Raw genomic sequence first — 23,630 nt, forward strand, 5'->3', positions numbered from 1 at the left:
AAACCAATTGGCAAACAAATAAATTTACTCCTTCTCAAATACCCGCACATAGTCCACGGCCAGTTGCTGGGGAAAGCGGGTGCTGGCATCGGGATTTCCAGGCCAGTTTCCCCCCACTGCCATATTGATCAGCAGAAAGAAGGGTTCTCTGAACTCGTCCATAGCAGCCGGTGAAATGTCCATGGAATGAAACACCTCATCGTCCAGTAGCCAGGTAATCCGGTCTTCTTCCCAGATCAGGGAGTAAACATGAAAATTATCCTTCAAAATGGCCCCATCAGATAAGGATCGCTTTCCCCCATCAGAGGCGTAGCTGCCATTATTATCCCAGTGCAGGGTGCCATGTACGGTATTGTCCCTCCCATCGGCATTGCCTCCGATCATTTCCATGATATCAATCTCCCCACAGGCCGGCCAGGGGATCTCGGTTATATTTTCTCCCAGCATCCAGAAAGCCGGCCAGATGCCCTGACCCTGGGGCAAAGCGGCACGGATATCTATCCTTCCAAACTGAAAGTTTTGCTGCCCCTGGGTTTTGAGTCTGGATGAGGTATAGTTTTTACCTCCCCTACTTTCCTCTTTGGCCGTGATGACCAGATAGCCCTCCTTCAACTCCGTATTTTCCCTCCGGTAATACTGCAGTTCATTGTTGCCCCAGCCGCACAGGTCCGGGCACCCATCACCGATTTCAAATACCCAATCATTGGAAAGGGTCTCTGCTTCAAACTCATCATTCCAAGCCAAGCTATACCCCTCATAAGCCATCGGAGAGGAAAATCCTGAGTCCGGAAAGCCTATGCCCAGCATTTGCTCGGTTATGGTAACGACCAGTTCCTCTTGGATAAAATCTGTTTCAGTCGCATGCGCCTGCACCGTAATCGTGTACTCGCCGGGCGTATTATAACGAAAACTGGCTTCATTACCGCTCACCCGTTCCGGCATTTCGCTTTCTTCTCCAAAGCTCACCCGAAAAAAATTAACCTGATCTGCGGTAAAACTCAGCGCAACCAAACCATTTTCTCCCGCTTCTACGATCACCTCCAGGTTCTGCGGCAGCATCACCTGCTGATCCACTTCCTCCTGACTACAGCTTCCGGCTGTTAATAAAGTGAGTAGAAAAGAAACCATCTGCAATACCTTCATCATCATAAGCATCATGATTCATCTTCAGGAATAAGGACAAAGGTCCAGAAAACCGCACCGGAGTCGGTGATGTCAATGGTCAAAGTCAATTCTTCCTGACCGCCTTCATTGATATAACTGATTACCTCATAGGTAACCGACCTGTCTTCCGCCGGAGGTCCTGCTTCATATTCTCCCTGGTTAAAGGCCTTTGGAAGCGCAATGAATGCGCCGGTACCAGTGACTGTTATTCGGGGGTTTTCAGATTCGCTCCCTTCGGTAAAACTAAATGCATGGGTCCCCGATCCCCAGGCTTCCCCTGCGGTGCCGGTAAGGTTGCCTACAGGCTGGCACCCTTCTTCCAGCCCCATATAAGCCTCTCCAAAGATATCATCCACCGGATCATAGGCATAAATGCCCCCTTCCTGAAAGATAAAACGGTCGTTGAACAAACAAGTACGGTCTCCGGAAATGTCCTGTCCATTGGGAAAGAATTCATCACTTCCAGGAGCTGGGCCTACGCCAAATGCGCCTGCGGCAGGCTTAAGTTTCCAGGCCTTGCTACCCTCGCCTATGAGGCTTGCCAAGGTAAGTGTACCCGGATCTACCGGCTCTGGCTCGGGTTCAGGAATAACTTCTTCTTCAGGTTCAAAATCCTCGGGTATGAGTCGGATATACCATGCCAATTCAGTGTTGGCCTGATCCACAAAGCGGAGGAGTATTTCATTTTCCTCAACGGTAACCAGCTGATAGGTTCTGCCTCCAGCAAAATAACCCAAAAACCCACCCTGGGAAATGGTCAATTCCGGATAGCCGTCCTCAGGCTCGGCAATAGTCCATTTGAGGCCATCCGGAGCTTCGTAGGGCGCAGAAAGGTCACCTACTCCGGGATCGAATGCACCTGAAAACTCACCTCCCTGGGCAGCATTCAGGTATACCAAACCGTTGGTCTCCATATCGAAATCAAAATCAGCCAGATAGAAAGTATACCGATCGGTATACATCCCCGAGCCCTCCTTTTCATTGGGTTGGGCCTGATACCACTCAGGGAAATCACCTGCCTGAGACGGATTAGGACCCACACCAAAATGCCCTGCCCTGCCGGCATCCACTTTCCAGGTTTTTCCTTCGGTAGCTTCCGCCCCTCCGGTCAGCATATTATAAAGGGGTTTGTCGAGCAAGAGCGGGTCCGTTTCGGCGATCTCAATATCCTTACTGACAGAGACACTTCCACCAGCGTTGAATACCGTCAGGGTAACCGTATAGGTTCCTGCTGAAGGAAAAGTGCCTGTAACCGTTTGACCAGTTCCTGAGCTGCCATTCCCCAAGTCCCAATTCATGATAAAGAAATCATTGGCAGCGGTAAACTGAAGGATATTGTCACTTTCTTCCGTGGCTTCGAAACTGAAATCTGCATCTTCCTGAGAAGGCGGGGTTTCCTCCAGGGTATATTCCTCAATACAAGCTGCCATAAAGAATAATGGCAGTATAAATTTGATATAATTGATATATTTTTTCATGGGTATTACTGTTTAATAGCCTGAATTTTGTTCCCAGATACCTCCTGCCAGGTCAATCTCTACCTGTGGTATGGGAAAAACTTCATGTTGACCTGAGATGAAACCACTGATCCTGTCGGCTGCCTGACCGGTCCTGACCAAATCAAAAAACCTGAAGCCTTCTCCGGATAATTCCAAGCGTCTTTCTTCCAAGATGGCCTGGTATAAAGCTTCATCGCTACTGTTGACTTCCGGCATATCGACCCGATCCCTGACTTTGTTGAGTTCTGTCCTGGCTCTGTCATCATTTCCGGATCTTTGGAATGCCTCGGCGGCCATCAACAAAACATCCGCCCAGCGAATGGCCCTGTAGTTCAGGGGACTGGTCAAATCATCATCAGGTAAGCCCCGCTCATTCAGCCTCTTGATGTATTTATTGTTGTAATATCCGGTATGGCCTCCACCTCCAATGGCGTAAGTAATTTCATCCGGATTGGGCTGAGCGGCAATGAACGCTTCCAGGTCCAATATTGTGGCCTCACGGCGGATATCACCTTCCTCAAAAGCATCGTAAAGATCCTGAGTTGGTAGGTTGTAGCTGTTGCCATCGGCATACAGGGGTCCGTCGTATTGTCTGATACTCTGGAATCCTACGGCTGCATTGCCATTCAAGCAAACCAGGCAGCCATAATCTCCTCCCTGCAATCCGCTAAACTGAATGGTAAAAACATCCTCTGACACATTCCTGTTTTCATTGTAAAAGAGCGTACTGTAATCAGAGAAAAGGGCATATCCCCCCTGATTGGTATCTATCAGCTCTCCCAATATTGCTGCGGCTTCAGTATGTTTGCTTTGATACAGCAGTACTTTGCCCAGCATGGCCATGGCAGCACCTTTGGTCAATCGACCGGTTTCATTAGCAGTCCAGGGAAGTACTTCCATGGCTTCCTCTAGATCGGTTTCAATCTGTTCATAGATGGTGGCCTTTGGAGTCCGCGCCGCATTGGTTATTTCATTGATGGAGATTCTCCGGTCTACAATAAGTGGCATATCTCCAAAGTAATTGACCAAATTGAAATAGAAATAAGCCCGCATAAATTTAGCCTCTGCAAGGATAACTTCCTTTCCTTCAAAATCAACATTTTCCTGATTTTCAAAAATGTAATTTGCCCGGGCGATGCCCGTATAATTGACACGCATCACTGCCCTTAATTCTTCATTAACCCCTCCATGCGTCATGTTTTCTATTTCATGCAGTCCTCTGGAATCATTGACACTTTCTCCGCCGGCAATGGCATTGTCTGAGGCAATTTCACCTATCCACATGTTGAGGTACGCCGGCTGCATCATGTCATAAACTCCGATGATGGCCCGGTCAAAATCTTCTTCCGTATTGAAGAAGTTTTCCGCATCCTGGGTAAATTCAGGATCTATATCCAATAAACTATCGCATCCTGTCACCATCCCTAATGTCAGGATCAGTAACCCTTGATATATTTTTTTCATTTCGTTTAGAATTTAATATTTAAACCAGCCATAAATGTCCTTGCCTGTGGATAAATTCCATTGTCAACACCGGCAAATAGGGGGTTACCTGAACCAACATCCGGATCGAAGCCCTGGTATTTGGTCAGTGTAAGCAAGTTATTGGCCGCCAGATAAAAGCGGAAATATTGAGTCCCCAATTTCTGGCTGACCGGAAGTGGTAGCGTATATCCCAGTTGCACATTTCTGAGTCGCATAAAGGAGCCATCTTCAACAAAGAAATCCGAAAAGACATTGTTTCTCGTAGCACCTGTAGTCAATCTCGGGTGGGTATCTGTTGTTCCCGCTCCTGTCCACCGGTTGAGGTTGTAAGCCAACTGGTTGGCAAAAGGTTGTTGCCGCTCGTAATTTCGTATGATTTCCTGGCCTAAGGCAGCATACACATTGGCTCCGATATCGAAACCCTTAAAATCTGCTGTCAGGTTGAAACCCATGACCATGTCAGGTATGGGAGAACCTATCTGGGTACGGTCCGCATCATCTCCAAAGCTGATCACCCCATCCCCGTTATGGTCTACGAAACGAAGGTCTCCGGGCTGTGCACCAGCCTGAACCACCGAACTGGAGGCAATTTCCTCTTGAGACTGGTAAATGCCATCGGTCTGGTATCCGATAAAATAACCAATAGGAAAGCCTTCCTGAAACCTGCTGGCCACATTACCTCCCACACTAAACCCGGCACCCGGAATGAATTCAAATCCTTGCGGCACGGCGGTAACCTCATTCTTTAAAAAAGTCATGTTATAGTCCGCACTGAAATTAACGCCGGTTTCCCTATTGCTAGCATATCCCAGTTCAAGTTCAACACCGCGATTCAAGACATCTCCGGCATTGATTACAGGTGGTGCCCCGCCTGGGCCGTAAGCCCCCAGAAGCGCAGACACATCGGGTTGAAAAAGCAGGTCCTTTGTATTTTTGATAAAATAATTAGCTGTAAAATCCAGGTTACTGAAAAGAGAAAAATCCAATCCAATATTCGTTTGGTAGGTAGTTTCCCATTTAAGATCCGGATTACTGGTGTTACCTATAGCTGCTCCATTGACTATGAGGTCGTTGAAAACGTAGGTTGCAGAGCCATTGAGTAAGCCCCTGTAGCGAAACAGGCCAATTTGGTCATTTCCTGAAACCCCAAAACTAGTTCTGAGCTTCATGAAATCTATGGCCCCGGAATTGAAAAAAGGTTCATCAGAAATCACCCATGCGCCTGAAATGGCCGGGAAATATCCTATCCGGTTGTTTGGTCCAAAATTAGTGGAACCATCCCGCCTCAGTATGGCAGAAAAAAGGTAACGCTGCTTGTAATCATATTCGCCCCTTACGAAAGCGGAGGTCAATCTTTGCCGGCTTTGAAAGGAACCAACTCCATTTAAAAATCCACCCGGTGCTTGATTGGCAGAAATATCTGCAAATGCGAGGTCGTTATTCGGAATATTAAAGCCGGTACCATTCAGTCCTTCACTTCTGTTTCCTACCAGCGAGAGACCTACCATTCCTTTTACCCTGTGCAGGTCAGCAAAGGTCCTGTTGTAATTCAGGAAAGTTTCCAGGTTATAGTCCAGGAAGGTATTTCTGGATTCAAAAACATTGGCTCCCCTTTCAATCTCCAAACCGCCCACATCTACCAAAACCGGATCCAAATCAGCATTTCTCGCTGAATTGGCAAATTTCCCGGGACCATACCAAACCAATGGATTAAAGGTTTTGGCATCTACCAGGGCATAATTGTAGCCGGCTCGGCCGGTCCAGGTAAAATGGTCGCTGATGGCATATTCCAACTCTTCTTTTCCCACCAGTTTATTGACATAGGAATCGTTGTAAGCATTTTCCATTTGAGCCAGGGGGTTGATGATGTCATTGACATTCTCCAGATAGGAATACCTGTCTCCTACCCGAATGGGTTCGGTGGGATAAGCATTGATGGTGTTGTACAAAACAGACCCGATCCCTCCTTGTGGTAAAGTACTGCTCTGTTCTCTTGTGAAAAGTAAAACATTCGTAAATTTAAGTTTTGGAGCAATTTCCGTGGTGAAGTTAATACGGGCATTGTACCTTTCGAAATTGGCCTTTGGCCCACCCACGATTCCTTCCTGAGCAAAATAACTACCGCCTATAGAATAGGAGGTCTTTTCAGAACCACCGGTAACGGTCAGGTTATATTCCTGAATGGGTGATTCCTGAAATACGGCATCCTGCCAGTCTGTACCCTCTCCCAGTTCCACATTATTAAAGGGAAGGGCCTGACCTCCGGCTGCAAAGGCCTCATTTTTTAAAATGGCAAATTCCCTGGCATTCAGCAGGTCCAATCTGCGGGCAGTTTGCTGGACGCCGTAGTAGGCGTTAAAGTCTAATCTGGGTTTGGTACCCAGGTTGCCCTTTTTGGTTTCAATCAAAATCACCCCGTTGGCGGCCCGAACGCCATAAATTCCCGCAGTACCATCTTTCAGTACATTCACCGATTCAATGTCATTTGGATTCAGTGCATTCAGACCTGCTGCATCATAGATGACCCCATCCACAAGGATCAAAGGGTCATTGTCTCCAAAAGTACCGATACCTCTGATCCGGATATTGGAAGTACCACCTGGTGCACCGGAATTGGTACTGATATTTACCCCGGCCATCTTGCCCTGAAGCGCCTGGTCCACCCTGGGCATGTTCATTTTTTCTATGGCTTCACCCTTGACCTGAGCGGTAGCCCCGGTCAATTCCCTTTTGGTGGCAGAGCCATAACCTATTACGACCACCTCATCTAAATTGGAAACATCTTCTTCCAATACCACTTCCAATTCTCTGTTTGATCCGATAGTAATCACCTGGCTCTTAAAGCCCAGGTAAGAAAACTGCAACTCTTCCCCGGAACTGGCATTGATGGAAAAATTACCATCAATATCTGTCACGGTACCTACGGTGGATCCCACTTTAAGAATACTTACTCCCGGTAGCGGAAACCCTGATTCATCTGTTACCTTTCCAACGATCTCATTGGATTGTGCCATCCCGATCAGAGACAAGCACATGGCAAAATACAGTAATAAGACTTTTTTCATTTGAATTAATTTGGATTTACATCGTCCGAAATTAGGGCATTTGGCGCCTCAATAAGAAAATTACTACTACAACAATACTACATCATGTCTGTTTTCTCTTTTTCTCAAAAACCCTACAAATACTCAAAAAATGTCCATTTAAACCCATTAGAACGGTGCTTTTATTGTTGCCTAAATATCATCTTTATTGGAAACTTATTACATCACACTGAAATTTGGTATATTGGCTTTCAGAAAAGATCCGTCCTGAAATGAGAACCACTTCCTGCCTGCTGTTTTTATTCCATCTGATACAAGCTGCCTTTCCGCAGACTCCAGATCTCCCCTTTTCCAGGTACTACTCCAGTCAGGATTACCAGGGGGGTATTCAGAATTATGCGATCACCCAGCACGCCAGTGGTTTGCTTTACGTGGCCAACAATTATGGTTTATTGGTACATGACGGAACTACCTGGAGAAGGTATTCGCTTCCCAATAGCACGAAAGTCCGGCATGTACAGGCGGATGAAAATGGTTTGGTATATGTATCCGGGCAGGGGGAATTTGGAACCTTCAGCCCAAATGAAAGGGGACAACTGGTTTTCCAGTCTCTAAAAGACTCCCTTCCGGAATCTTTTCAAAACCTGGAAGAGGTTTGGAAGGTTTTCCTGGGTAATGAACACATCTATTTTTGTACCTCCAATCGAATTTTTGCTTTCGACCATGAAAACCGCTTTGATTTCAGCTTGGAAAGCCCTTCGGTTTTTGAAAGCTTCCATTTTATCAGCAACACCTTATTTGTCAACGATAGGGATAAGGGTTTGCAGAAAATCGAGAATGAATCTTTTACCCCTGTAAATGCATACTTCAGCAACTTTCTGGTGACCGGTTTACTACAGACTGGATCTGACAGGTACCTTGTTTTTACCAGGGACAATGGCATTTTCTCTCTCAGCGGAGAAACCGTAGAAACCTGGATGGCTGCACCCGAATTGAGCATAAATTCAGTATTGCGTCTCAGTAACGGGAATATTGCCATTGCCACTCAGCTAAATGGCTTACTATTGATCAATGCGGAGGGAGAAGAGTTACTGAAGCTAGATAAGGAAAGTGGATTGAACAACAATTCAATCGTATCCCTTTTCGAGGACCTTTCGGGAAACCTCTGGATTGGACATAACAATGGCTTATCTATGGTTCAATTAAGTCTGCCTTTCAGTAAAATCAATCAGTTTTCCGGCCTTACCGGTACAGGTTACCATGCCTCTAATGTAGATGGAAAGTTATACCTGGGCACCAATAATGGGGTATATGTAACCCCAGCCCAATCGAATGGAACTCACAAAAAGCTGGATTTGATTCCCCATACCAATGGTCAGGTCTATCAGGTCAATTCCATACAGGGTTTAGTGTTGGTCGCCCATAATGATGGGGCCTTCACCATAAAGGAAAATAAGGCAGAAAAAATAAAAGGTCCGGAAGGCATATGGAATTTTCAGCTCCTGAAAGATCATAACGACTTGATTCTTGCCGGAAGCTACCAGGGCCTGCACCTTTACGAAATAAAGGATGGAGAGCTCACTTATCTTAGGAAAATCAATGGATTTGAAGAATCCAGCCGCATCATCGAACAAGATGAAAATGGGGATATCTGGGTAGCACATGGCTATAAAGGATTGTACAAACTTCGTCTGGATACTGCGATGACTGATTTTGAGGTAAGCTATTATGGCACAGAACAAGGTTTACCCAGCAACATTTTTAACAATGTCTGGAAGATCAATAACAGGCTGATCTTTACCACACAGGCAGGGGTATTCCGATACAATCAATCACAGCTTGGTTTTGAAAAAGACCCTATTTTTGACCCTTACTTTGAGAATGATTTTCTGATTCATTATCTGCTGGAGGATCAAATGGGTAATGTATTTTTCATAGGAGAAACTGAAATGGGGGTTTTAGAAAAAAAAGTAGATGGCAGCTATCAAAAACATTTCCAGGTATTCAATCCCCTGCTACCCCTGCTCAATGATGACCTGCCGAATATTTCTGCCGTCAGGGGAAATGAGGTGCTTTTTGCTGCCAATGAAGGGTTTATACGGTTTAACCTTAACGAGAATAATTTTCAGCCTCCCGTGTTTCCCACGCTGATAAGAGCGGTATATCTCACCGGTGCTTCCGACTCTTTGATTTTTGCGGGAAATGTCGGTCAGCAATTAAGCCTGGATGAAATGCCCGAAATCTCCTACAACAAAGCCAATATCCGTTTTGAAATCAGTAATCCGACCCCCAATAATGAAAAAGACCTGAGGTACCAATATTGGCTGGAAGGATTTGAGGAGGGCTATGGAGCTTGGGTAGATAAACGAGAAAAAGCATATACCAACCTGAGAGAGGGTAAATATATCTTCCACGCAAGAAGCAAAAACATCTATCATGCCATCAGTCCTGAAACTACCTTTGAATTTGATATTTTACCTCCCTGGTACAGGAGCAGGTTGGCTTACATTTTTTATGCCCTCCTACTTCTGATTAATTTCTTTCTGGCCTACCGGATCATTGAAAAAAGATACCAAAAGAAAACCTTGCAAATAAAAACAGCTTCCAGGCAGGCCATTGAAGCCAAGGAATCCGAATTGAAGGTAAGCCAAAAGGAAGTGGAAAGGCTGAAAACAGAAAAACTAAAGCAGGAAATTCAAATCAAGAATAAGGAACTGGCAGCTGCCACCATGCACCTGATTAATAAAAATGGTTTTATTGACCACATGCGCAATAACCTAAATGCCATCACCAGAAAAAGCAGAAACCAGGAGGTAAAGCAGGAGATCCAGAAAGTCATCAAAACCATTGAAAAAAACATTGCTGAAGACAGGGATTGGGAGCAGTTTGAGATCCATTTTGACCAGGTGCATGGTGATTTTATGGGTAGGTTTAAAAAGGAATTTGACCAGCTAAGCCCACAGGAAATAAAGCTGAGTGCCTATCTGCGGATGAACCTATCCACCAAAGAAATCGCTTACCTGATGAATATCTCTATTCGGGGGGTGGAAATAGCCCGTTACCGCCTGCGCAAAAAACTGAACCTGGAGCGCAGTGATAACCTGCAGGAGTATATTCTGAAGTACTAAGCTCAAAAATATTCAAGCCCCTCTACCGGGCTGCCAATAGGAACCAATTCCTCTCCCTGCATGGGAGATCCAATGATTCAGTTGTCCTGGTCCGATTCAACACCCATTTTAACCCGGATTAGGTATTAGGTTTCGTTATGAAGACTGAAATGGCAAGAAAATAAAAAGCAACTACTTAATTTAAAACCGCTACTCTTTTCTGTTCTTGATTTTCCACTTTTTCTACTTTTCTGCTTTTCCTGACCTTGACTTTTCTACCATACCACAATAAAAATCCAGTGATGGGCAAAGAGGCAATAATCAGGCTCAGGAAAAATGCCAGGACCTTACCGGGAAGACCTAAAATCGCACCCACGTGTACGTCATAATTGACCCGCATGAGTTTTTGGGCTACCGAGGCTTCATGGAAGCGATTCCACATGTGGTCCACGGGTAATTCTTCCAGGGTATGGGGGTCAAAATACCGGTAGTCCATTTTCCAGTAGGTGCCGGCATCCGGGTTGGCGTTGGCGGCAATCGCCCCGTTTTCCGTTTCAGGAGGATGTACTTCTATCCAGTCGGCATCCGGATATGCTGCTCTCATGTTTAGCCAAACCTGATCCAGTGCCGGTATATCTCCCTCGTAAGATTGGGTAGAAGTGGATTCAGGGGTATAGTATTCCACATAATCCTTCCCTCCCGAAGCCAGGCCGTATACCCCGTCCCTAAACCAGGTAAAACCCCAAACCAGACCGGTAATGGCAAACACCAGACCGAAAGTCATCACATAAAAACCAACTACACTGTGTAAATCATAGTTTTTTCTTTTCCAACTCCCATTTAGCTTTAAGGAAAAGCGTTGACTTTTCGCCTTTTTATTCTTTGGCCACCAAAGTACCAGTCCTGAAATCATCATGACCAAAAAAATCAGGGTAAAGGAGGCCACTACTGGCTGCCCGATCTCAGGAGGAAGCCAAAGGTAAAAGTGACCGTCTAAAACCAGCCGAAAAAAGTCAGCAAACTCATCCTTGACTTTCAGTACCTCTCCGGTATATGGATTGACATAAACGAAATAGTAATAATGGTCTTCAAAACTATAATAAATGGCCTGCGCAGATCTATCCGGTTTGGGATAGAGTACCGCATGCAAATGTTTGTCCGGAAGTGCTTCATCTGCCTTCTCCCAAATTTTTGTAGGAGGTAGAATAGGGGCTTGCTGCGGTTCTACAAACCTGTATGATTGGGTTAAATCCTGAATTTCTGACTGAAACGCATAGATACAACCTGTAATCGCTACAATAAACACCACAAGCCCGGACAAAAGACCTAGCCAAAGGTGAATTTTTCCAATTGCTTTTCTAATCTTCATTAAAATCTGTAATTGAGGCTAAAGGCTACATTTCTTAATTGTTGGGGTGTCACCGTAGACCAACCGGAATAATACCGTTCATTGGTCAGGTTATTGACCTTCAACGACACCAGATACTGATTACCGATACCTGCATAAGACACTGCGGCATTAAATACCTGGTAGGCGGGCAAGGCAAAAGTACCAATATTGGCCCTGTTTAAAGTAAGGTGCTCACTTGCCGCATTCCCACCAAATCCAAGCCCTATACCAGCTAAGGGTCCGGTTGGAATGGTGTAGCTGGCCCAGAAATTGAGCAGTTCGGCCGGCCCTGATTCCTCCGGTCTGAGACCCAGGTATCCACTTTCCATATTGTCTTCCGTTACCTCAGTATGGTTGTTACTGTATCCGGCTACCAGGTTCAACCCATCTACCGGATTGGCTATCAGGCTTAATTCAAATCCTTTACTCACTACTTCTCCACCTTGAATGGAGTTATTGATATTGTCAGGATCTGTCATCAAGCGATTTTTAACCCCTATATTGTAATAACTTGCGGTGGCGGTAACTTTATCTTTATATACATTGGATTTAACCCCGAATTCATATTGGTTGGCTTGTTCGGGATCCAAGGCCTTAAGTCTGGGATTGGATCCATCGACATTGCTTACATTTACCGGTGCCAGGTTGACAAATCCGTTCATATAATTACCAAATACCGACACTTTCTCCGGCACTACCTGATAGACCAATCCCAATTTGGGAGACAGGGATGTCTGGCTTTTGGCTTCCTCTTCAACCCAGTAATCGGTCTTTCCATTGAAATTGTCCACCCGAAGGCTGGCCATCAAGGAGAGGGCATCGGTAAATTGAATTACATTGGAAATGTAGGCACTGAGCACCTCGCTGCTTCCGGTAGAATTGCCTTCAAACGAATCCTTCACCAGGTCATCTACACCTGCACGAGTCAGGATTCCGGTATCGTTGCCATCCGAAAGGGTAACTACTCCATTTCCTACCCAGCCGGTACTTCCGTTAAAGATAGAAGACCGGAAATAATCCATCCCAATAACCATCTTGTTTCTGAATGACCCTAACATAAAATCCCCGATAAAATTCTGCTGTATATCGGTGGTAATAGTTTGGCCATTCCTGTCAGAAATAAACCTGGTAAATGAATCCCCATCGCTGTTGTCAAACAGGTAGTGGTAATAGCCGTCCGTTTTGGTGGAACTTCGGGACAAAACCGTTTGAGAGGTCCAGGAATCATTGATTTCATAAATCGCCTGTGCCTGTATGCCGTAAGAGGAATTCTTGATATCCAATCCATTACCAGTGAAGGATGTCTCATAGTTTCTGGCAAAAAGATCCATATCGGAAAAAGTCAAGGGGTTGGAGCGATTGAGGAAAATCATCGGTGCATTCACGGAAATGGCATCCAGAAACTCCGTATTTATCAGAAAACTGAGTTTTTCGCTGGCCTTGAATTTAAATGAGGGTGCAATAAAAAATGATCTGCTGCTTCCTGCATCCTGAAAGCTGTTCCGGGTTTGGTAAGCAGCGTTTAACCGGACAGCGGAGGATTCTGATACCGGCTCATTGATATCTGCTGTCAATCGGTTCAATCCGAAACTACCTGTCACAAAACCAACTTCACGTCTTTCCTGCGCCAGGGGTTTCTTGGTGGTAATGTTGATCAGCCCACCATAAGAGATCATGGGGCTACCGAAAAGGGTTCCTGAAGGCCCTTTGATTACATCCACACTTTCTACGTTCGCTGGATCAAGCCCCCCGTTATTCACACTGGGCATCCCATTTACCATGGTAGGCTGCACCGAAAAGCCTCTCATGGTGTAATATTCTGCCCCATCACCGCCGCGTCCGGTAGATTCCCATAAGCGGGTTACACCGGTAGCGTTCTTGAGGGCATCATTCATATTCGTCACTACCTGCTCTTTCAACAGTTTGTCACTAATCGACTGGTAGACCTGGGGATTCTCCAGGTCTTTCAAGGGTAATTTGGAAACAGTAAAATTGCTATCCGAATAGAAGCGATTGGCATTCATGTCAGTTACCAAAACTTCGGAAAGATCAGTGGAACTTTCTTCCAGTTTAAAATCTACGGTTAATCTCTGAGCCTGCTTTAATTCAATCCGCTTTTCCTGGCTTTTTATACCCACAAAAGACGCTTGAAGGGTGTAGGTCCCGGCTTCCAGATCTTTGATCAAAAAACGCCCATGCCTGTCGGTGGTGGCCCCTTTGGCCTGACCGCTGACAGCTACATTAACAAATTCCAGGGGTTTGTTATCCACGGTAATTACCCTGCCACTTACACTTCCGGTCTGCGCATAAGCTGCGGAAAGCGTAAAAAATATTAAAACTGCAATCAATAAGGAGTACCTGTTCTTCATTCTATTTTCAATTTTGACAGGACAAAAGTATTAATAAGATTAATTCTAAACAACGCTATTTGGAAATAATCTTAATTAATTGAAACGATAGAAATTTTCTATTCAAGGGGCCTATTTTGGCTCAGGCCGGCATTTTGGGATTTTGATAGCAGGAATAATGGGTTAAAGCCAAAATCAATTGATTGAAGATGGGATTGGGTTGGGATGTTGTAGTCGATAACTGAATATGCACCAAAAATGGCTACAGGGGATACACCATCTTGTAAATATTCAATGTGAAGGTCAAATAAATTTTCCTTGTATTGTACTACCTGATTAAGGGGTGATTTAATATTAAAACTCTGTCCTTTAACTTTCCAATTCCTTCTTTCGTCAAGTTCATAGCTATCCAGGTGGTAGTCCTTAACTTCAATGATCAATGCTCCGTGGTTTTCCCTTAAAATAACAATATCAGGTCAGTCCCCATTCATAAAGGGATTAAAAAATACTTCAAAAGAATTATCAAGCTCACTTTCTAAAAATCGAAGCAACCGTAGTTCACCAGGTTCCGGTTTAACTTTTGCGGTAAGTATTTTTTCTAAAGGTGGAATATGAATTGCCATAAAGGATAAAAAATGATTTATTTTTAATTCAATATTTTCTCAAGATCCCTCAGATCCTTTTGATTTTCCAAATTGTCATTTCGTCTAATTATCATAAGTCAGTGCATTGATCAAGAAAGGGTTGATGTAATAGTTGGGCCGTCCTTCCCGCTTGATCAAAACGCCATCTGTGGAAAGCTGATTGAGGTATGTGGCGGCGGTTTGTCGGGATTTGAGCATCAGCGCCTGCTGTACATACTCGATCCGGGTTTGCCAATCCTTTGAGCTGTCCCAATGCCTGATGAGCCGTAGTCAATGCCTTAAGCACCACACGGGATTCCAGGTCATTTGCGTAAGGAAGGTTTGCCGGTTGCCAACTCATAAAACCAATTTTAGTGTTAATGTAAGGAAATAACTTTAACACTATTTCAAACAATGTTAAAAAAAACCGATTTTTTTAACATTAACCGCTGCCCATGTAAAACATTTCTCATTTCTTTAACATTAGCTCAAGCGCTTCCAAGTCCTTCCGGTTTTCCTCCATCAGTTCCTTCAAGCCTTTTGCATCTTTTTTTCCATTGATGATTTCTTCCGGTGTATCGTATTCCACCGCTTCATACACGATTTCCTTGTAGCGGTTGATGCTGAGGTCCCAGTCATTCGAAGCATCAGAGAAATAAACAACCGTTCGGTGCTGCCGTGCATCACCTATTTCGAAATGCGGTTCTCATCCTACTCCCATTTATAATGGGAAGGTAATAGACACAAAAAAACCCACCTCGAAAAGGCAGGTTTTGTTGGTATTTGTCGGGGTGGCAGGATTCGAACCTATACTTATCACCTATACAATATTTTACACAAATGGCTTATATACATATATATAGATATATCAATCCACCATTCCTGACATTTAAAATGGTATTTTGATCACATAATTAGCCCCACAAATAGCCCCACAAAAATAAATTCTTTATATTTATACCTTCAATCAACTAAAGGCAGATGGAAGCTACCCTACGATTCGAGTTACGTTTGGATACGGTGAACAAAATAGGGGAACACCCCCTAATTATGGTGCTTAGAATTGCCGGGCAGCGAAAAAAGGTGTCTACAGGAGTCAAGTTGTTTCCTGAGTTGTGGAATAATGAAAACCAACAAATAATAACTCTAACAGGAAAAATTAAGGACAAGCTGACCAAAAAGTATAAAGAGCATCTTCCCACCAAGAATCAACTGATCACCTGGCAAAATGACCTCCTCAAGCTCAAAAACCAGGTCATCGGAATTGAATCCCGCTATTCTTTGGATGGCAAAGCCTACAGTGCAGCAATGGTGGTGGAGCTATTAAAGCAATTGAAAACGCCTAAGGTAAAAAAGGATGAACCCTCCAATCAAATCTTTGCATTAATTGATGAATATATCAAGGAAAACGAACATACACGTGCTAAAGGCGGATTGAAGATTTATTCGTGCTTGAAAAATCACCTTCAAAATTACCATGCAAAAACCAAAACGAGCATAAGGATCGATGAAATTGATTATGGATTTATGCAATCCTTCCAGAATTTTTTGATTGGATGGGAGAAAGTTCACAAGACTACCAAAAATGTGAAATGGCTTAACAATATAACCATTGCCAAGCAGTTAAGTACCTTAAAAGCCTTTCTAAATTATGCCAGAAGAAGGGGCTTTAAAGTTAACGACGGATATAAGGATTTTTCCATTAAACGCCATAAACTCGAGGTAATCGCATTGAACCAAATGGAGTTGAACTCCTTACTCGATTTGGATCTAACATCAAATAAAAGATTAGACCAGGTAAGGGACGTTTTTTGCTTTAGCTGTGTAACAGGGTTTAGGTATTCCGACTTGGTGCAATTGAAAAGAGAGCATATCAAGGAGGATGAGATAAGGCTTACCGTGAAAAAAACAAAAGAACCTCTAATTGTACCATTAAATATTTACTCCCATGAGATTTTAAGAAAATACAACCATATGGAAACTCCTTTGCCTGTCATTTCTAACCAAAAATTCAATAATTATATAAAAGAGCTTTGTGAAAGGGCAGGAATAAGTGACCCCATAGAAAGGATTCGGTACAGAGGCGCAGAAAAAATCTCCAACATTTATCCTAAACATAAGGTGATCAGCGCCCACACTGGAAGGAAAACCTTTGCCACTCTCTCCCTGGAAAAAGGTATCCCCGCAGAAACGGTGATGAAAATTACAGGGCATGCCGATTACAAAAGTTTTCAGCGGTATGTAAAAGTTACAGAAGAAAGAAAAAGAAACGAGATGCAGAAAGCATGGGGAGCCCCTGTAAGGAATTTAGCTATTATTGAGAATTCGTCACAAAAAAAATGATAAAGATTTCCGTACAAAGCGGAGAATACAAACTGACATGGGTTGGGGAGCTAAAGCAGGAGATATTGAAACGCCACCCGGACGGGTGAATCATTTTGTTATATTAATTCGTTAACTTTAATGGAAAATAAATGAATCTGATGAAAGGTATCAATTACGTTACGGACGATAAAAACAGAAAAGTAGCCGTTCAAATAGACCTGAAAAAGCACGGGGACCTATGGGAGGATTTTTACGACAACTTGATAGCAGAGCTGCGCAAGGGTGAGGAGAAGATCCCGCTGGAGGACGTTATTAGGGACCTGAAAAAGGACGGCAAGCTGGATGAGTCAATATAAAGTATTGGTCAGCAAGTCAGCCGCAAAGTAATTGGCCAAATTACAGTCATCAATCAATAATCGGATTATAAAAGGCGTCATGGACCTATCTGAGGACCCAAGGCCGACCGGATCAAAAAAACTCAAGGGAGGCTCCGAAAACTGGCGCATCAGAATTGGGAATTACAGGGTTATCTATTCCATTGATGATGAGATACTCATAGTGGATGTTCGGAAGGTAGGCCACAGAAAGGATATTTACGAATGATGTTGTCCCGGCTTTTGGAGAATTTTTAGTTTGGGCATGACCCCCTCAGGTAAAGCGGCGTTTGTCATCTGGAACATGCAAAAGGCTGTTACAGCCTGCCATGAATTTTGGGCTCCTTCCTCTTTATCGGGAATCCCCTCCCAATTAAGGGTTTTGCCACTTGATGAATAGGTCACGACCTTCCCTGAAATGCGAATTACAGTTAAAAAAAATCACCCTACTACTTACTACAAACAGGTTTCAAATTAAAGAAAATCAGCTCCTTAACCTGTAGTAAGATAAAATAAATCAAGTTACTACACCTTACTACAAAAAGGACTTTTGTAGTAAGATGGATTTTGAGTTATAATACCCATAAAACACTGATTATCAATTCCTAAATCGCAAAATGTAGTAATGTAGTAGGTGTAGTAGGTGGTTTTCACGAAAAATTAAACTTTTTAAAATAAATGAAAATGAATCTGGCTTATTTTGTATCAGAAGCTTGGAATGAAAGGGATCCCTAAGGGTATACACTTTTTTCTTCATCAGCCAGTTATTCTTTGGATGGATTATCCGATGGAGAGTCTCCCGGCTAACCGATCATAAAAAACAAACCGGATGGACGTGATTCCGCTAGAGGATTAATATAGCATCACGGAATAAGGTATTTTGGGGTTGGGCTATCCACCTGTCCAGATATTGTTCAAATGTCTATATATTCCTATAAATAGCTTTGTACATATTGAAATAACCCATACCTGAATACATAGTTTTGTCAGAGTGTAATGCGAAAACAACACACATAGGAATTATTAACTATACTTATAATATTTACCTGGATATACCCATATTGAAATAAAAAGTATTCCTAATATTAAGTAAAATTGAATATTGATCCTGTGGAAAAACCGTCCTCGATTTCATTTATCCAGCAAAAAACAACCTTTTGGATACACCACCCATTTGCTGTGCACGGTCCTTGCAAGTTGTGTCTTTGTCCGACAAAAAACCTATCGGTTTTATTGTGCCAAAAACTTACTTGCCCCACCTGATTTCCATTAGATGGGGAGGGGAAAAATCCTCGCAACTCGAATTTTCAAAATTTTAATACTTAAGAAAGTCTCACTAAATTAAATTGGGAAAGGGCGCTGGAAACAAAACTGATGATAATACAACAATGTAATCAGAGATCGCCAAAGAAACACTTCGAGCAGCTAGATGCTAGCTGTCAGCTGTTGCCGGAGCATAACGTGACCATGAGAGTTAACCGTGTGGACAGGCTAAATGCCGACCGGGGCCGGGTGCTGGGTCCTGCCAGGACGCAGGAAGTACAAAAGGGCCCAAAGGTGAAACTTTTTATCCATGGCAAATATGAAGTTGCCCACCAAGACAGGCTTGAAGCAGGTATATATCAGCATGGGGATAGAGGACAAACCTGATCCAAGACCACCACTTTATCTATTGACAAACCTATGTTTTTAGGTATTATGATGAGCGCATAGTCTTGGATAAATTGATGAATAATAAAATAAATTTTAACCCACCATCGTAATTATCAACTTAAATTCCCTTATTTTTAAACGGTTTTTTAGAATAAAAATTCGACTAAGATGCTTTTTAGGAACTTGATTGTTTTGGGTATAGTGATAGTATATGGCAAGAATGTTTGCGCCCAGGCCCCAAATAGGTTGCCCTCTTCAGGAAATCCATTATCAGGATTACCTACTGGCAGTAACTCCCATCCATCCGGTTTATTACAATTCACCAGGTTATGATTCTTGGCTAAGAACAAAATATTATTTTTGGTATGGGAAGTTATTTGTTTTTTATTTCAATTTTATTGGCATTTATGAAATGTTGTTCACAAGGTGAAATCAACGTGTCTAAGGAATTACTGGTTGGAAGTTGGGCCTCGTGCCATGATGATGGATTATATTTAGAGTTACATTTTACTGAGGTAAATGATTATGCCTATCATTTAGATGGTGATATACTGGATTTTAATGTAGGAAAGTATATCGTTTGTTCAGATAAAATCCATATTTCAATACAGGAAAATGACCTAAACTGTGCACAAAATAATGTGGAGCAGATAGATATAACTTTCAAGTCCGGTGATGAGTTTGAAAGTAAGGAGATGGGTAAAATTTACAACTTTAGGAGATTATCAGATAAACCGATTATGAATTACAGGTTAGGAACCAAGGTACTTGAACGGGAGGGATATATGGATGGTTTTAGATTTCGAAAAGATACTTTTAATTGTTCTAATAATATTATCAAATAAACCTCTATTTTATCACCCGTTTTATTTATTTCCCGACTAACTTATAAATACCCAAATGTTTGATGATTTATATAATGATCCAGGATGGTTAAATTAACACGTCATAACCACAAAAATTTACAACTATCATGGCTGCTAATTCAATATACAGAACCGAGGATTTTGAATTTGACTTTTCAAAAAAAGAAATACGATTTTTTCGAAAAGGATATAACTATACCACCATTTCTTTTACCGAAGTGAATAATATTGAGGTGCGAAGGGGGAGTACTGTCCGAAATGTATGGTTTTTGGCCATAATTACTGGATTGCTGATTTTATTAACAATCGTTTTGTCGGGCAATTTGTTCGAAAGGTTAAATGAGGTCGGGAATTTTGCTCCCTTAAATCATAGTGACATAAGAAGGATTGGTGCAAATATTATTATTTTGGCTTCCTCCCTGTTTTTTGCTTCTTACATTTTGTATGCTATTACAAGGAATGAAGTTGTTTTGAAAATTAATCGCAAAAACAAACCCTATCCTCTTAAAGAGTTGGAAAATGTAAGGATGCAAGAACAATTTTATAAGGACTTAAATGATGTTTTTCCCTTTATAAAATTTGATTTAAATTTAGGCGAAAACTAATTGATTGGGGTCGAGTATTTGTAGGCGGATGGAATTAATGAATAATGGAGATAGTAGATGTAAATTTTAAGGTGACCTCAGAAGGTGTACACTTGCTTAGAAATAAATTTTCTTACCAAATCTTACCTTTTAATAAAATTGAAAATGCTTACATGGTAAGAGGCAAATCAGTAAAAAACTGGATTGTAATCTTAAGTTTTGGATTACTATTTTTGACCTTGTCAGCAATTTTACTTTATTATTTAATAAATAGTTTGTCAGTTGATGATAAACCCGTGAGATTTTATAACATGTTCGGAAATGGTTTAATTGGTGTAATTATTTTGGGAGTATTAGGAATAATCTCAATTTTCAACGCAGGCAAAACTATTCCAATAATCGTAATTGTTTCAAGCAAAAGAAAAATTGAACTCAGGATTTTAAAGAATCGAAAAAACTTGGATGAATTATTGCACTTTTTTACTTCTCACGGAATAGAAGTTGAAAGGAAGGGCTTTTAACTATTGAATATAACCCAGGAAAGACTTACACCAATTCCTGAAGGATAATGTTTCCTTTAATGAACCTTTAAAACCATCAACACCGAATTCTTAGTTATATTCATATACCTATCCTAAACCTGTTATAAGTCCAAGAAAACAGATTGAAATCATCTTAGAAACAAAAAAATCATAAAAGATTTGGCCCCACAATTAGCCCCAGACCAAAAACAAAAAACCCTAACTATCTAATTTACAGATAATTAGGGTTTTAATCAGTCGGGGTGGCAGGATTCGAACCTGCGACCTCCTCGTCCCAAACGAGGCGCGATGACCGGGCTACGCTACACCCCGAAAACTTTCAGTTTTGCTCCAAAAGCGATTGCAAAAGTAATCCTTTTTTCTTCAAATCAAAAACCTAAATGCGAAAATATGGGATAATTTAATTGTAAAATCCTACTGCCTGTTAACCTGCCAAAACCCCATTATTGCATTTCCGGAAATACATTGCTTTTAAAAATCTTGATCGCTATGGATAACAAAATGATCCCAAATATCCTGCGCAATACATCCAGGCCCGTCTTCCCCAATTTCCGCTCCAGCCAGTTGGTGCTTTTGAGTACCACAAATATAATGATCAGGTTCAGGATGATCCCTACGGCAATATTGGCCTGTGAAAATTCAGCCTTCAGCGTGAGGATGGTCGTCAGGGTACCTGCTCCAGCTATCAAAGGAAAGGCTATGGGTACTATAGAGGTACTTGTGGAGCCTGCTGCAGGATCGGGTTTGAAAATCTCTATACCCAGAATCATCTCCGCTCCCAGGGCAAAAATGATCAGGGCTCCGGCAATGGCAAAGTCCTCCACTCCTATCCCAAAGAGCTGCAGAATGGATTTGCCCAAAACCAAAAACAATACCATCAATACCCCGGCAACTACGGTAGCCTTGCCGCTTTGGATATGCCCTACCTTTTTGCGGAGATTGATGACAATGGGAATGGAACCCAAAATATCAATGACCGAGAAAAGGATCAGGGTTACTGAGAGTATTTCTCTGAAATCGAACATGCATGCAACCTATCAATAGCTTTCTAAAAATTGAATCAACTTTTCAAATTCTTCATCGGTAATGGCCGGAAAATTCGCAATTCGGAAGCTGGTAGGCTTCAATGGACCATAACCGCTGCCCATCTGCATGCCCTCCTTTTCTGCAGCCTGCTTGATGGCTTTGATAAAGGCTTCCTCGCCCCCAACACCCAAGACTGTTCTGCTCCGGGCCTTCGCATTGGTAACCAAAAAGGCCAGGGCGGCTGATTTGTCTACCAGGCCCTCCAGCGCCTGCATTCTGCTTTCGGTCTTTGCCTGTACCTCCCAAATGGAAGGCATGTCCTGCAATACCCTGTTCAGGAGATAAATACCCAGCACATTGGGGGTATAGTGGGTTTGGTAATTATAGGCGTTTTCCAGCATAAAGTTCAGGCTATTGTATCGGCCATATTCTCCCTTGCTTTTTGCCTTGGCAATGGCTTTAGGAGAGAGAACCAAAAGCCCCAGCCCTGCCGGCATACCAAAGCATTTCTGTACGGAGGCATACCAGACATCAGCCAATTTGAAATCCAGGTAAATCCCGCCCATGGAAGAAGTGGTGTCTACGGCCAGCATCTTATCGGGAAATTTCCCAGCCAATGCTGCAATGGTTTCGTTGGTCACCTGGCTGGCATTCGATGTTTCGTTTTGGGTGATGGCGATGACATCAAAAGCATTCGAAATTGTCAGATCAGCTACTTCCAATACCGTGTTTTTATCCAACTTCAAGGAGGCGGTTTCTGGAATGATATTTTGGGCGAAATCAAACCATTTCTTACCAAAAGATCCGGAAAATATATGAAAGGAAGCCTGTTCTACCAGGGACTGGGAAATGATTTCCCAGTTTTCGGTGGCACTGGAGGTAAACAACAGCTTGTAATCTGCAGGTATTTCCAGCCTTTGTTTCAATAGGCTTTCGGTATCCTTATACAAGTCCATAAATACCGCACTGCGGTGGTTGGCACTGAGGATCCCCTGGCTAAAAGCATCCTGAAAATATTCAGGTAATTTGTCAAAAACCTTAGACGGTCCCGGAGCAAAAGTGAGCATAGACATTATTGTTTTTCTTTCTGTATAAAATATTGCAATCCCAATTCATATCCCTGCAATCCCAAACCCGCAATCATTCCCACACATTCCTTGGATATGATGCTCTTGTGCCGGAATTCCTCTCTTTTGTAAATATTGGAAATGTGTACCTCCACCACGGGGGTTTGGATTCCTGCAATGGCATCTGATAGCGCCACAGAGGTGTGGGTATAGGCCCCTGCATTCATTAGTATGCCATCATGATCAAAACCCACCTCGTGAAGCCGGTTCACAAGCTCACCTTCTACATTACTTTGGTAATAGGAAAGCTTCAGTTCAGGATATTTTTTAGTTAATTTTTCAAAATAATCTTCAAATGAACTGCTTCCATAAATTTCTGGCTCACGCTTCCCTAAAAGGTTGAGGTTCGGACCGTTGATAATTGCGATTTTCAATTTTCAGTTGATTTAATTGTCTGTAAAAGGAATGGCAAAGTTAAGCAATCGGCCAATAAGTAAGGGGGATAATTTATTGTTTTTAAGAAAATGGCAACA

Annotated in this window: 21 protein-coding genes and 1 tRNA gene; 8 read left to right on the forward strand and 14 right to left on the reverse strand. The window is 42.7% G+C overall.

Annotated features, from left to right (window positions below):
• Positions 1–24 precede the first annotated feature (24 nt).
• Genes GL182_RS21980 through GL182_RS21995 form a run of 4 tightly spaced genes read right to left on the reverse strand, consistent with a single transcriptional unit; the run spans position 25 to position 7,213 of the window.
• Entirely contained in the window at positions 25–1,149 is a 1,125-nt protein-coding gene (locus GL182_RS21980; RefSeq protein ID WP_317167825.1) for a glycoside hydrolase family 16 protein, read from the reverse strand.
• A gap of 5 nt (positions 1,150–1,154) precedes the next feature.
• Complete coding sequence (locus GL182_RS21985; RefSeq protein ID WP_163381955.1) at positions 1,155–2,642, reverse strand: PKD domain-containing protein; 1,488 nt, start codon at positions 2,640–2,642, stop codon at positions 1,155–1,157.
• Positions 2,643–2,654: 12 nt separating this feature from the next.
• Positions 2,655–4,127 (reverse strand): RagB/SusD family nutrient uptake outer membrane protein, encoded by a 1,473-nt coding sequence (locus tag GL182_RS21990; protein ID WP_163381956.1) that lies wholly within the window; start codon positions 4,125–4,127, stop codon positions 2,655–2,657.
• A 5-nt stretch (positions 4,128–4,132) separates the two neighbouring features.
• Positions 4,133–7,213 (reverse strand): SusC/RagA family TonB-linked outer membrane protein, encoded by a 3,081-nt coding sequence (locus GL182_RS21995; RefSeq protein WP_163381957.1) that lies wholly within the window; start codon positions 7,211–7,213, stop codon positions 4,133–4,135.
• A gap of 251 nt (positions 7,214–7,464) precedes the next feature.
• Between GL182_RS21995 and GL182_RS22000 the strand changes: the two genes are divergently transcribed.
• A complete protein-coding gene (locus GL182_RS22000; protein WP_163381958.1) occupies positions 7,465–10,320 on the forward strand; it encodes a triple tyrosine motif-containing protein in 2,856 nt (951 codons plus the stop codon).
• 175 nt (positions 10,321–10,495) lie between these two features.
• Here the strand turns inward: GL182_RS22000 and GL182_RS22005 are convergent, their stop codons facing one another.
• The 6 genes from GL182_RS22005 to GL182_RS24420 form a co-directional block, all read right to left on the reverse strand.
• The gene (locus GL182_RS22005) at positions 10,496–11,668 is read right to left on the reverse strand and encodes a PepSY-associated TM helix domain-containing protein (protein ID WP_163381959.1); all 1,173 of its coding nucleotides are present in this window, start codon (positions 11,666–11,668) and stop codon (positions 10,496–10,498) included.
• The gene (locus GL182_RS22010; RefSeq protein ID WP_163381960.1) at positions 11,668–14,058 is read right to left on the reverse strand and encodes a TonB-dependent receptor; all 2,391 of its coding nucleotides are present in this window, start codon (positions 14,056–14,058) and stop codon (positions 11,668–11,670) included. Before GL182_RS22010 ends, GL182_RS22005 begins: the two co-directional genes overlap by 1 nt.
• A 98-nt stretch (positions 14,059–14,156) precedes the next feature.
• A complete protein-coding gene (locus tag GL182_RS22015) occupies positions 14,157–14,507 on the reverse strand; it encodes a nuclease-related domain-containing protein (RefSeq protein ID WP_317167826.1) in 351 nt (116 codons plus the stop codon).
• 6 nt (positions 14,508–14,513) lie between these two features.
• The gene (locus GL182_RS22020) at positions 14,514–14,660 is read right to left on the reverse strand and encodes a hypothetical protein (protein ID WP_163381962.1); all 147 of its coding nucleotides are present in this window, start codon (positions 14,658–14,660) and stop codon (positions 14,514–14,516) included.
• Between the two features lie 84 nt (positions 14,661–14,744).
• Positions 14,745–14,942, reverse strand: a complete 198-nt coding sequence (locus tag GL182_RS24415) for a hypothetical protein (protein WP_410267177.1) — start codon at positions 14,940–14,942, stop codon at positions 14,745–14,747.
• A 187-nt stretch (positions 14,943–15,129) separates the two neighbouring features.
• Positions 15,130–15,261: a hypothetical protein gene (locus tag GL182_RS24420; protein ID WP_262889353.1), complete on the reverse strand. Its 132-nt coding sequence runs from the start codon at positions 15,259–15,261 to the stop codon at positions 15,130–15,132.
• Between the two features lie 380 nt (positions 15,262–15,641).
• Between GL182_RS24420 and GL182_RS22025 the strand changes: the two genes are divergently transcribed.
• From GL182_RS22025 to GL182_RS22055, 7 genes are all read left to right on the forward strand, one after another.
• Positions 15,642–17,003 carry a site-specific integrase gene (locus GL182_RS22025; protein WP_163381963.1) on the forward strand — a complete coding sequence of 454 codons (1,362 nt, stop codon included), beginning with the start codon at positions 15,642–15,644 and terminating at the stop codon, positions 17,001–17,003.
• Positions 17,004–17,134: 131 nt separating this feature from the next.
• Positions 17,135–17,341 (forward strand): hypothetical protein, encoded by a 207-nt coding sequence (locus tag GL182_RS22030; RefSeq protein ID WP_205603708.1) that lies wholly within the window; start codon positions 17,135–17,137, stop codon positions 17,339–17,341.
• A 31-nt stretch (positions 17,342–17,372) separates the two neighbouring features.
• Positions 17,373–17,588 carry a type II toxin-antitoxin system RelE family toxin gene (locus GL182_RS24175; RefSeq protein ID WP_262889354.1) on the forward strand — a complete coding sequence of 72 codons (216 nt, stop codon included), beginning with the start codon at positions 17,373–17,375 and terminating at the stop codon, positions 17,586–17,588.
• A gap of 1,238 nt (positions 17,589–18,826) precedes the next feature.
• The gene (locus tag GL182_RS22040; protein WP_163381964.1) at positions 18,827–19,009 is read left to right on the forward strand and encodes a hypothetical protein; all 183 of its coding nucleotides are present in this window, start codon (positions 18,827–18,829) and stop codon (positions 19,007–19,009) included.
• Positions 19,010–19,377: 368 nt separating this feature from the next.
• Entirely contained in the window at positions 19,378–19,857 is a 480-nt protein-coding gene (locus tag GL182_RS22045) for a hypothetical protein (RefSeq protein WP_163381965.1), read from the forward strand.
• 128 nt (positions 19,858–19,985) lie between these two features.
• Positions 19,986–20,483: a hypothetical protein gene (locus GL182_RS22050; RefSeq protein WP_163381966.1), complete on the forward strand. Its 498-nt coding sequence runs from the start codon at positions 19,986–19,988 to the stop codon at positions 20,481–20,483.
• Positions 20,484–20,527: 44 nt separating this feature from the next.
• On the forward strand, positions 20,528–20,983 hold the full coding sequence (locus GL182_RS22055; protein WP_163381967.1) for a hypothetical protein: 456 nt from the start codon (positions 20,528–20,530) through the stop codon (positions 20,981–20,983).
• Between the two features lie 258 nt (positions 20,984–21,241).
• On the opposite strand, the gene GL182_RS22060 is transcribed toward GL182_RS22055, so the two are convergent.
• From GL182_RS22060 to aroQ, 4 genes are all read right to left on the reverse strand, one after another.
• Positions 21,242–21,316 (reverse strand) — tRNA-Pro (locus GL182_RS22060).
• Positions 21,317–21,447: 131 nt separating this feature from the next.
• On the reverse strand, positions 21,448–22,029 hold the full coding sequence (locus GL182_RS22065; RefSeq protein WP_163381968.1) for a MarC family protein: 582 nt from the start codon (positions 22,027–22,029) through the stop codon (positions 21,448–21,450).
• 12 nt (positions 22,030–22,041) lie between these two features.
• Positions 22,042–23,097 (reverse strand): aminotransferase class V-fold PLP-dependent enzyme, encoded by a 1,056-nt coding sequence (locus tag GL182_RS22070; protein WP_163381969.1) that lies wholly within the window; start codon positions 23,095–23,097, stop codon positions 22,042–22,044.
• A 5-nt stretch (positions 23,098–23,102) separates the two neighbouring features.
• On the reverse strand, positions 23,103–23,531 hold the full coding sequence (gene aroQ, locus GL182_RS22075) for a type II 3-dehydroquinate dehydratase (protein WP_163381970.1): 429 nt from the start codon (positions 23,529–23,531) through the stop codon (positions 23,103–23,105).
• Positions 23,532–23,630: the final 99 nt, after the last annotated feature.

The organism is Cyclobacterium sp. SYSU L10401 (genome assembly GCF_010993705.1).
Classification (GTDB): domain Bacteria; phylum Bacteroidota; class Bacteroidia; order Cytophagales; family Cyclobacteriaceae; genus Cyclobacterium.

What these genes read in the sequence shown, in the direction of transcription:
- GL182_RS21980 (WP_317167825.1), bottom strand. Translation starts at nt 1,149, where the DNA reads ATGATGATGAAGGTATTGCAGATGGTTTCTTTTCTACTCACTTTATTA.
- GL182_RS21985 (WP_163381955.1), bottom strand. Translation starts at nt 2,642, where the DNA reads ATGAAAAAATATATCAATTATATCAAATTTATACTGCCATTATTCTTT.
- GL182_RS21990 (WP_163381956.1), bottom strand. Translation starts at nt 4,127, where the DNA reads ATGAAAAAAATATATCAAGGGTTACTGATCCTGACATTAGGGATGGTG.
- GL182_RS21995 (WP_163381957.1), bottom strand. Translation starts at nt 7,213, where the DNA reads ATGAAAAAAGTCTTATTACTGTATTTTGCCATGTGCTTGTCTCTGATC.
- GL182_RS22000 (WP_163381958.1), top strand. Translation starts at nt 7,465, where the DNA reads ATGAGAACCACTTCCTGCCTGCTGTTTTTATTCCATCTGATACAAGCT.
- GL182_RS22005 (WP_163381959.1), bottom strand. Translation starts at nt 11,668, where the DNA reads ATGAAGATTAGAAAAGCAATTGGAAAAATTCACCTTTGGCTAGGTCTT.
- GL182_RS22010 (WP_163381960.1), bottom strand. Translation starts at nt 14,058, where the DNA reads ATGAAGAACAGGTACTCCTTATTGATTGCAGTTTTAATATTTTTTACG.
- GL182_RS22020 (WP_163381962.1), bottom strand. Translation starts at nt 14,660, where the DNA reads ATGGCAATTCATATTCCACCTTTAGAAAAAATACTTACCGCAAAAGTT.
- GL182_RS22025 (WP_163381963.1), top strand. Translation starts at nt 15,642, where the DNA reads ATGGAAGCTACCCTACGATTCGAGTTACGTTTGGATACGGTGAACAAA.
- GL182_RS22030 (WP_205603708.1), top strand. Translation starts at nt 17,135, where the DNA reads ATGAATCTGATGAAAGGTATCAATTACGTTACGGACGATAAAAACAGA.
- GL182_RS22040 (WP_163381964.1), top strand. Translation starts at nt 18,827, where the DNA reads ATGAGAGTTAACCGTGTGGACAGGCTAAATGCCGACCGGGGCCGGGTG.
- GL182_RS22045 (WP_163381965.1), top strand. Translation starts at nt 19,378, where the DNA reads ATGGGAAGTTATTTGTTTTTTATTTCAATTTTATTGGCATTTATGAAA.
- GL182_RS22050 (WP_163381966.1), top strand. Translation starts at nt 19,986, where the DNA reads ATGGCTGCTAATTCAATATACAGAACCGAGGATTTTGAATTTGACTTT.
- GL182_RS22055 (WP_163381967.1), top strand. Translation starts at nt 20,528, where the DNA reads ATGGAGATAGTAGATGTAAATTTTAAGGTGACCTCAGAAGGTGTACAC.
- GL182_RS22065 (WP_163381968.1), bottom strand. Translation starts at nt 22,029, where the DNA reads ATGTTCGATTTCAGAGAAATACTCTCAGTAACCCTGATCCTTTTCTCG.
- GL182_RS22070 (WP_163381969.1), bottom strand. Translation starts at nt 23,097, where the DNA reads ATGCTCACTTTTGCTCCGGGACCGTCTAAGGTTTTTGACAAATTACCT.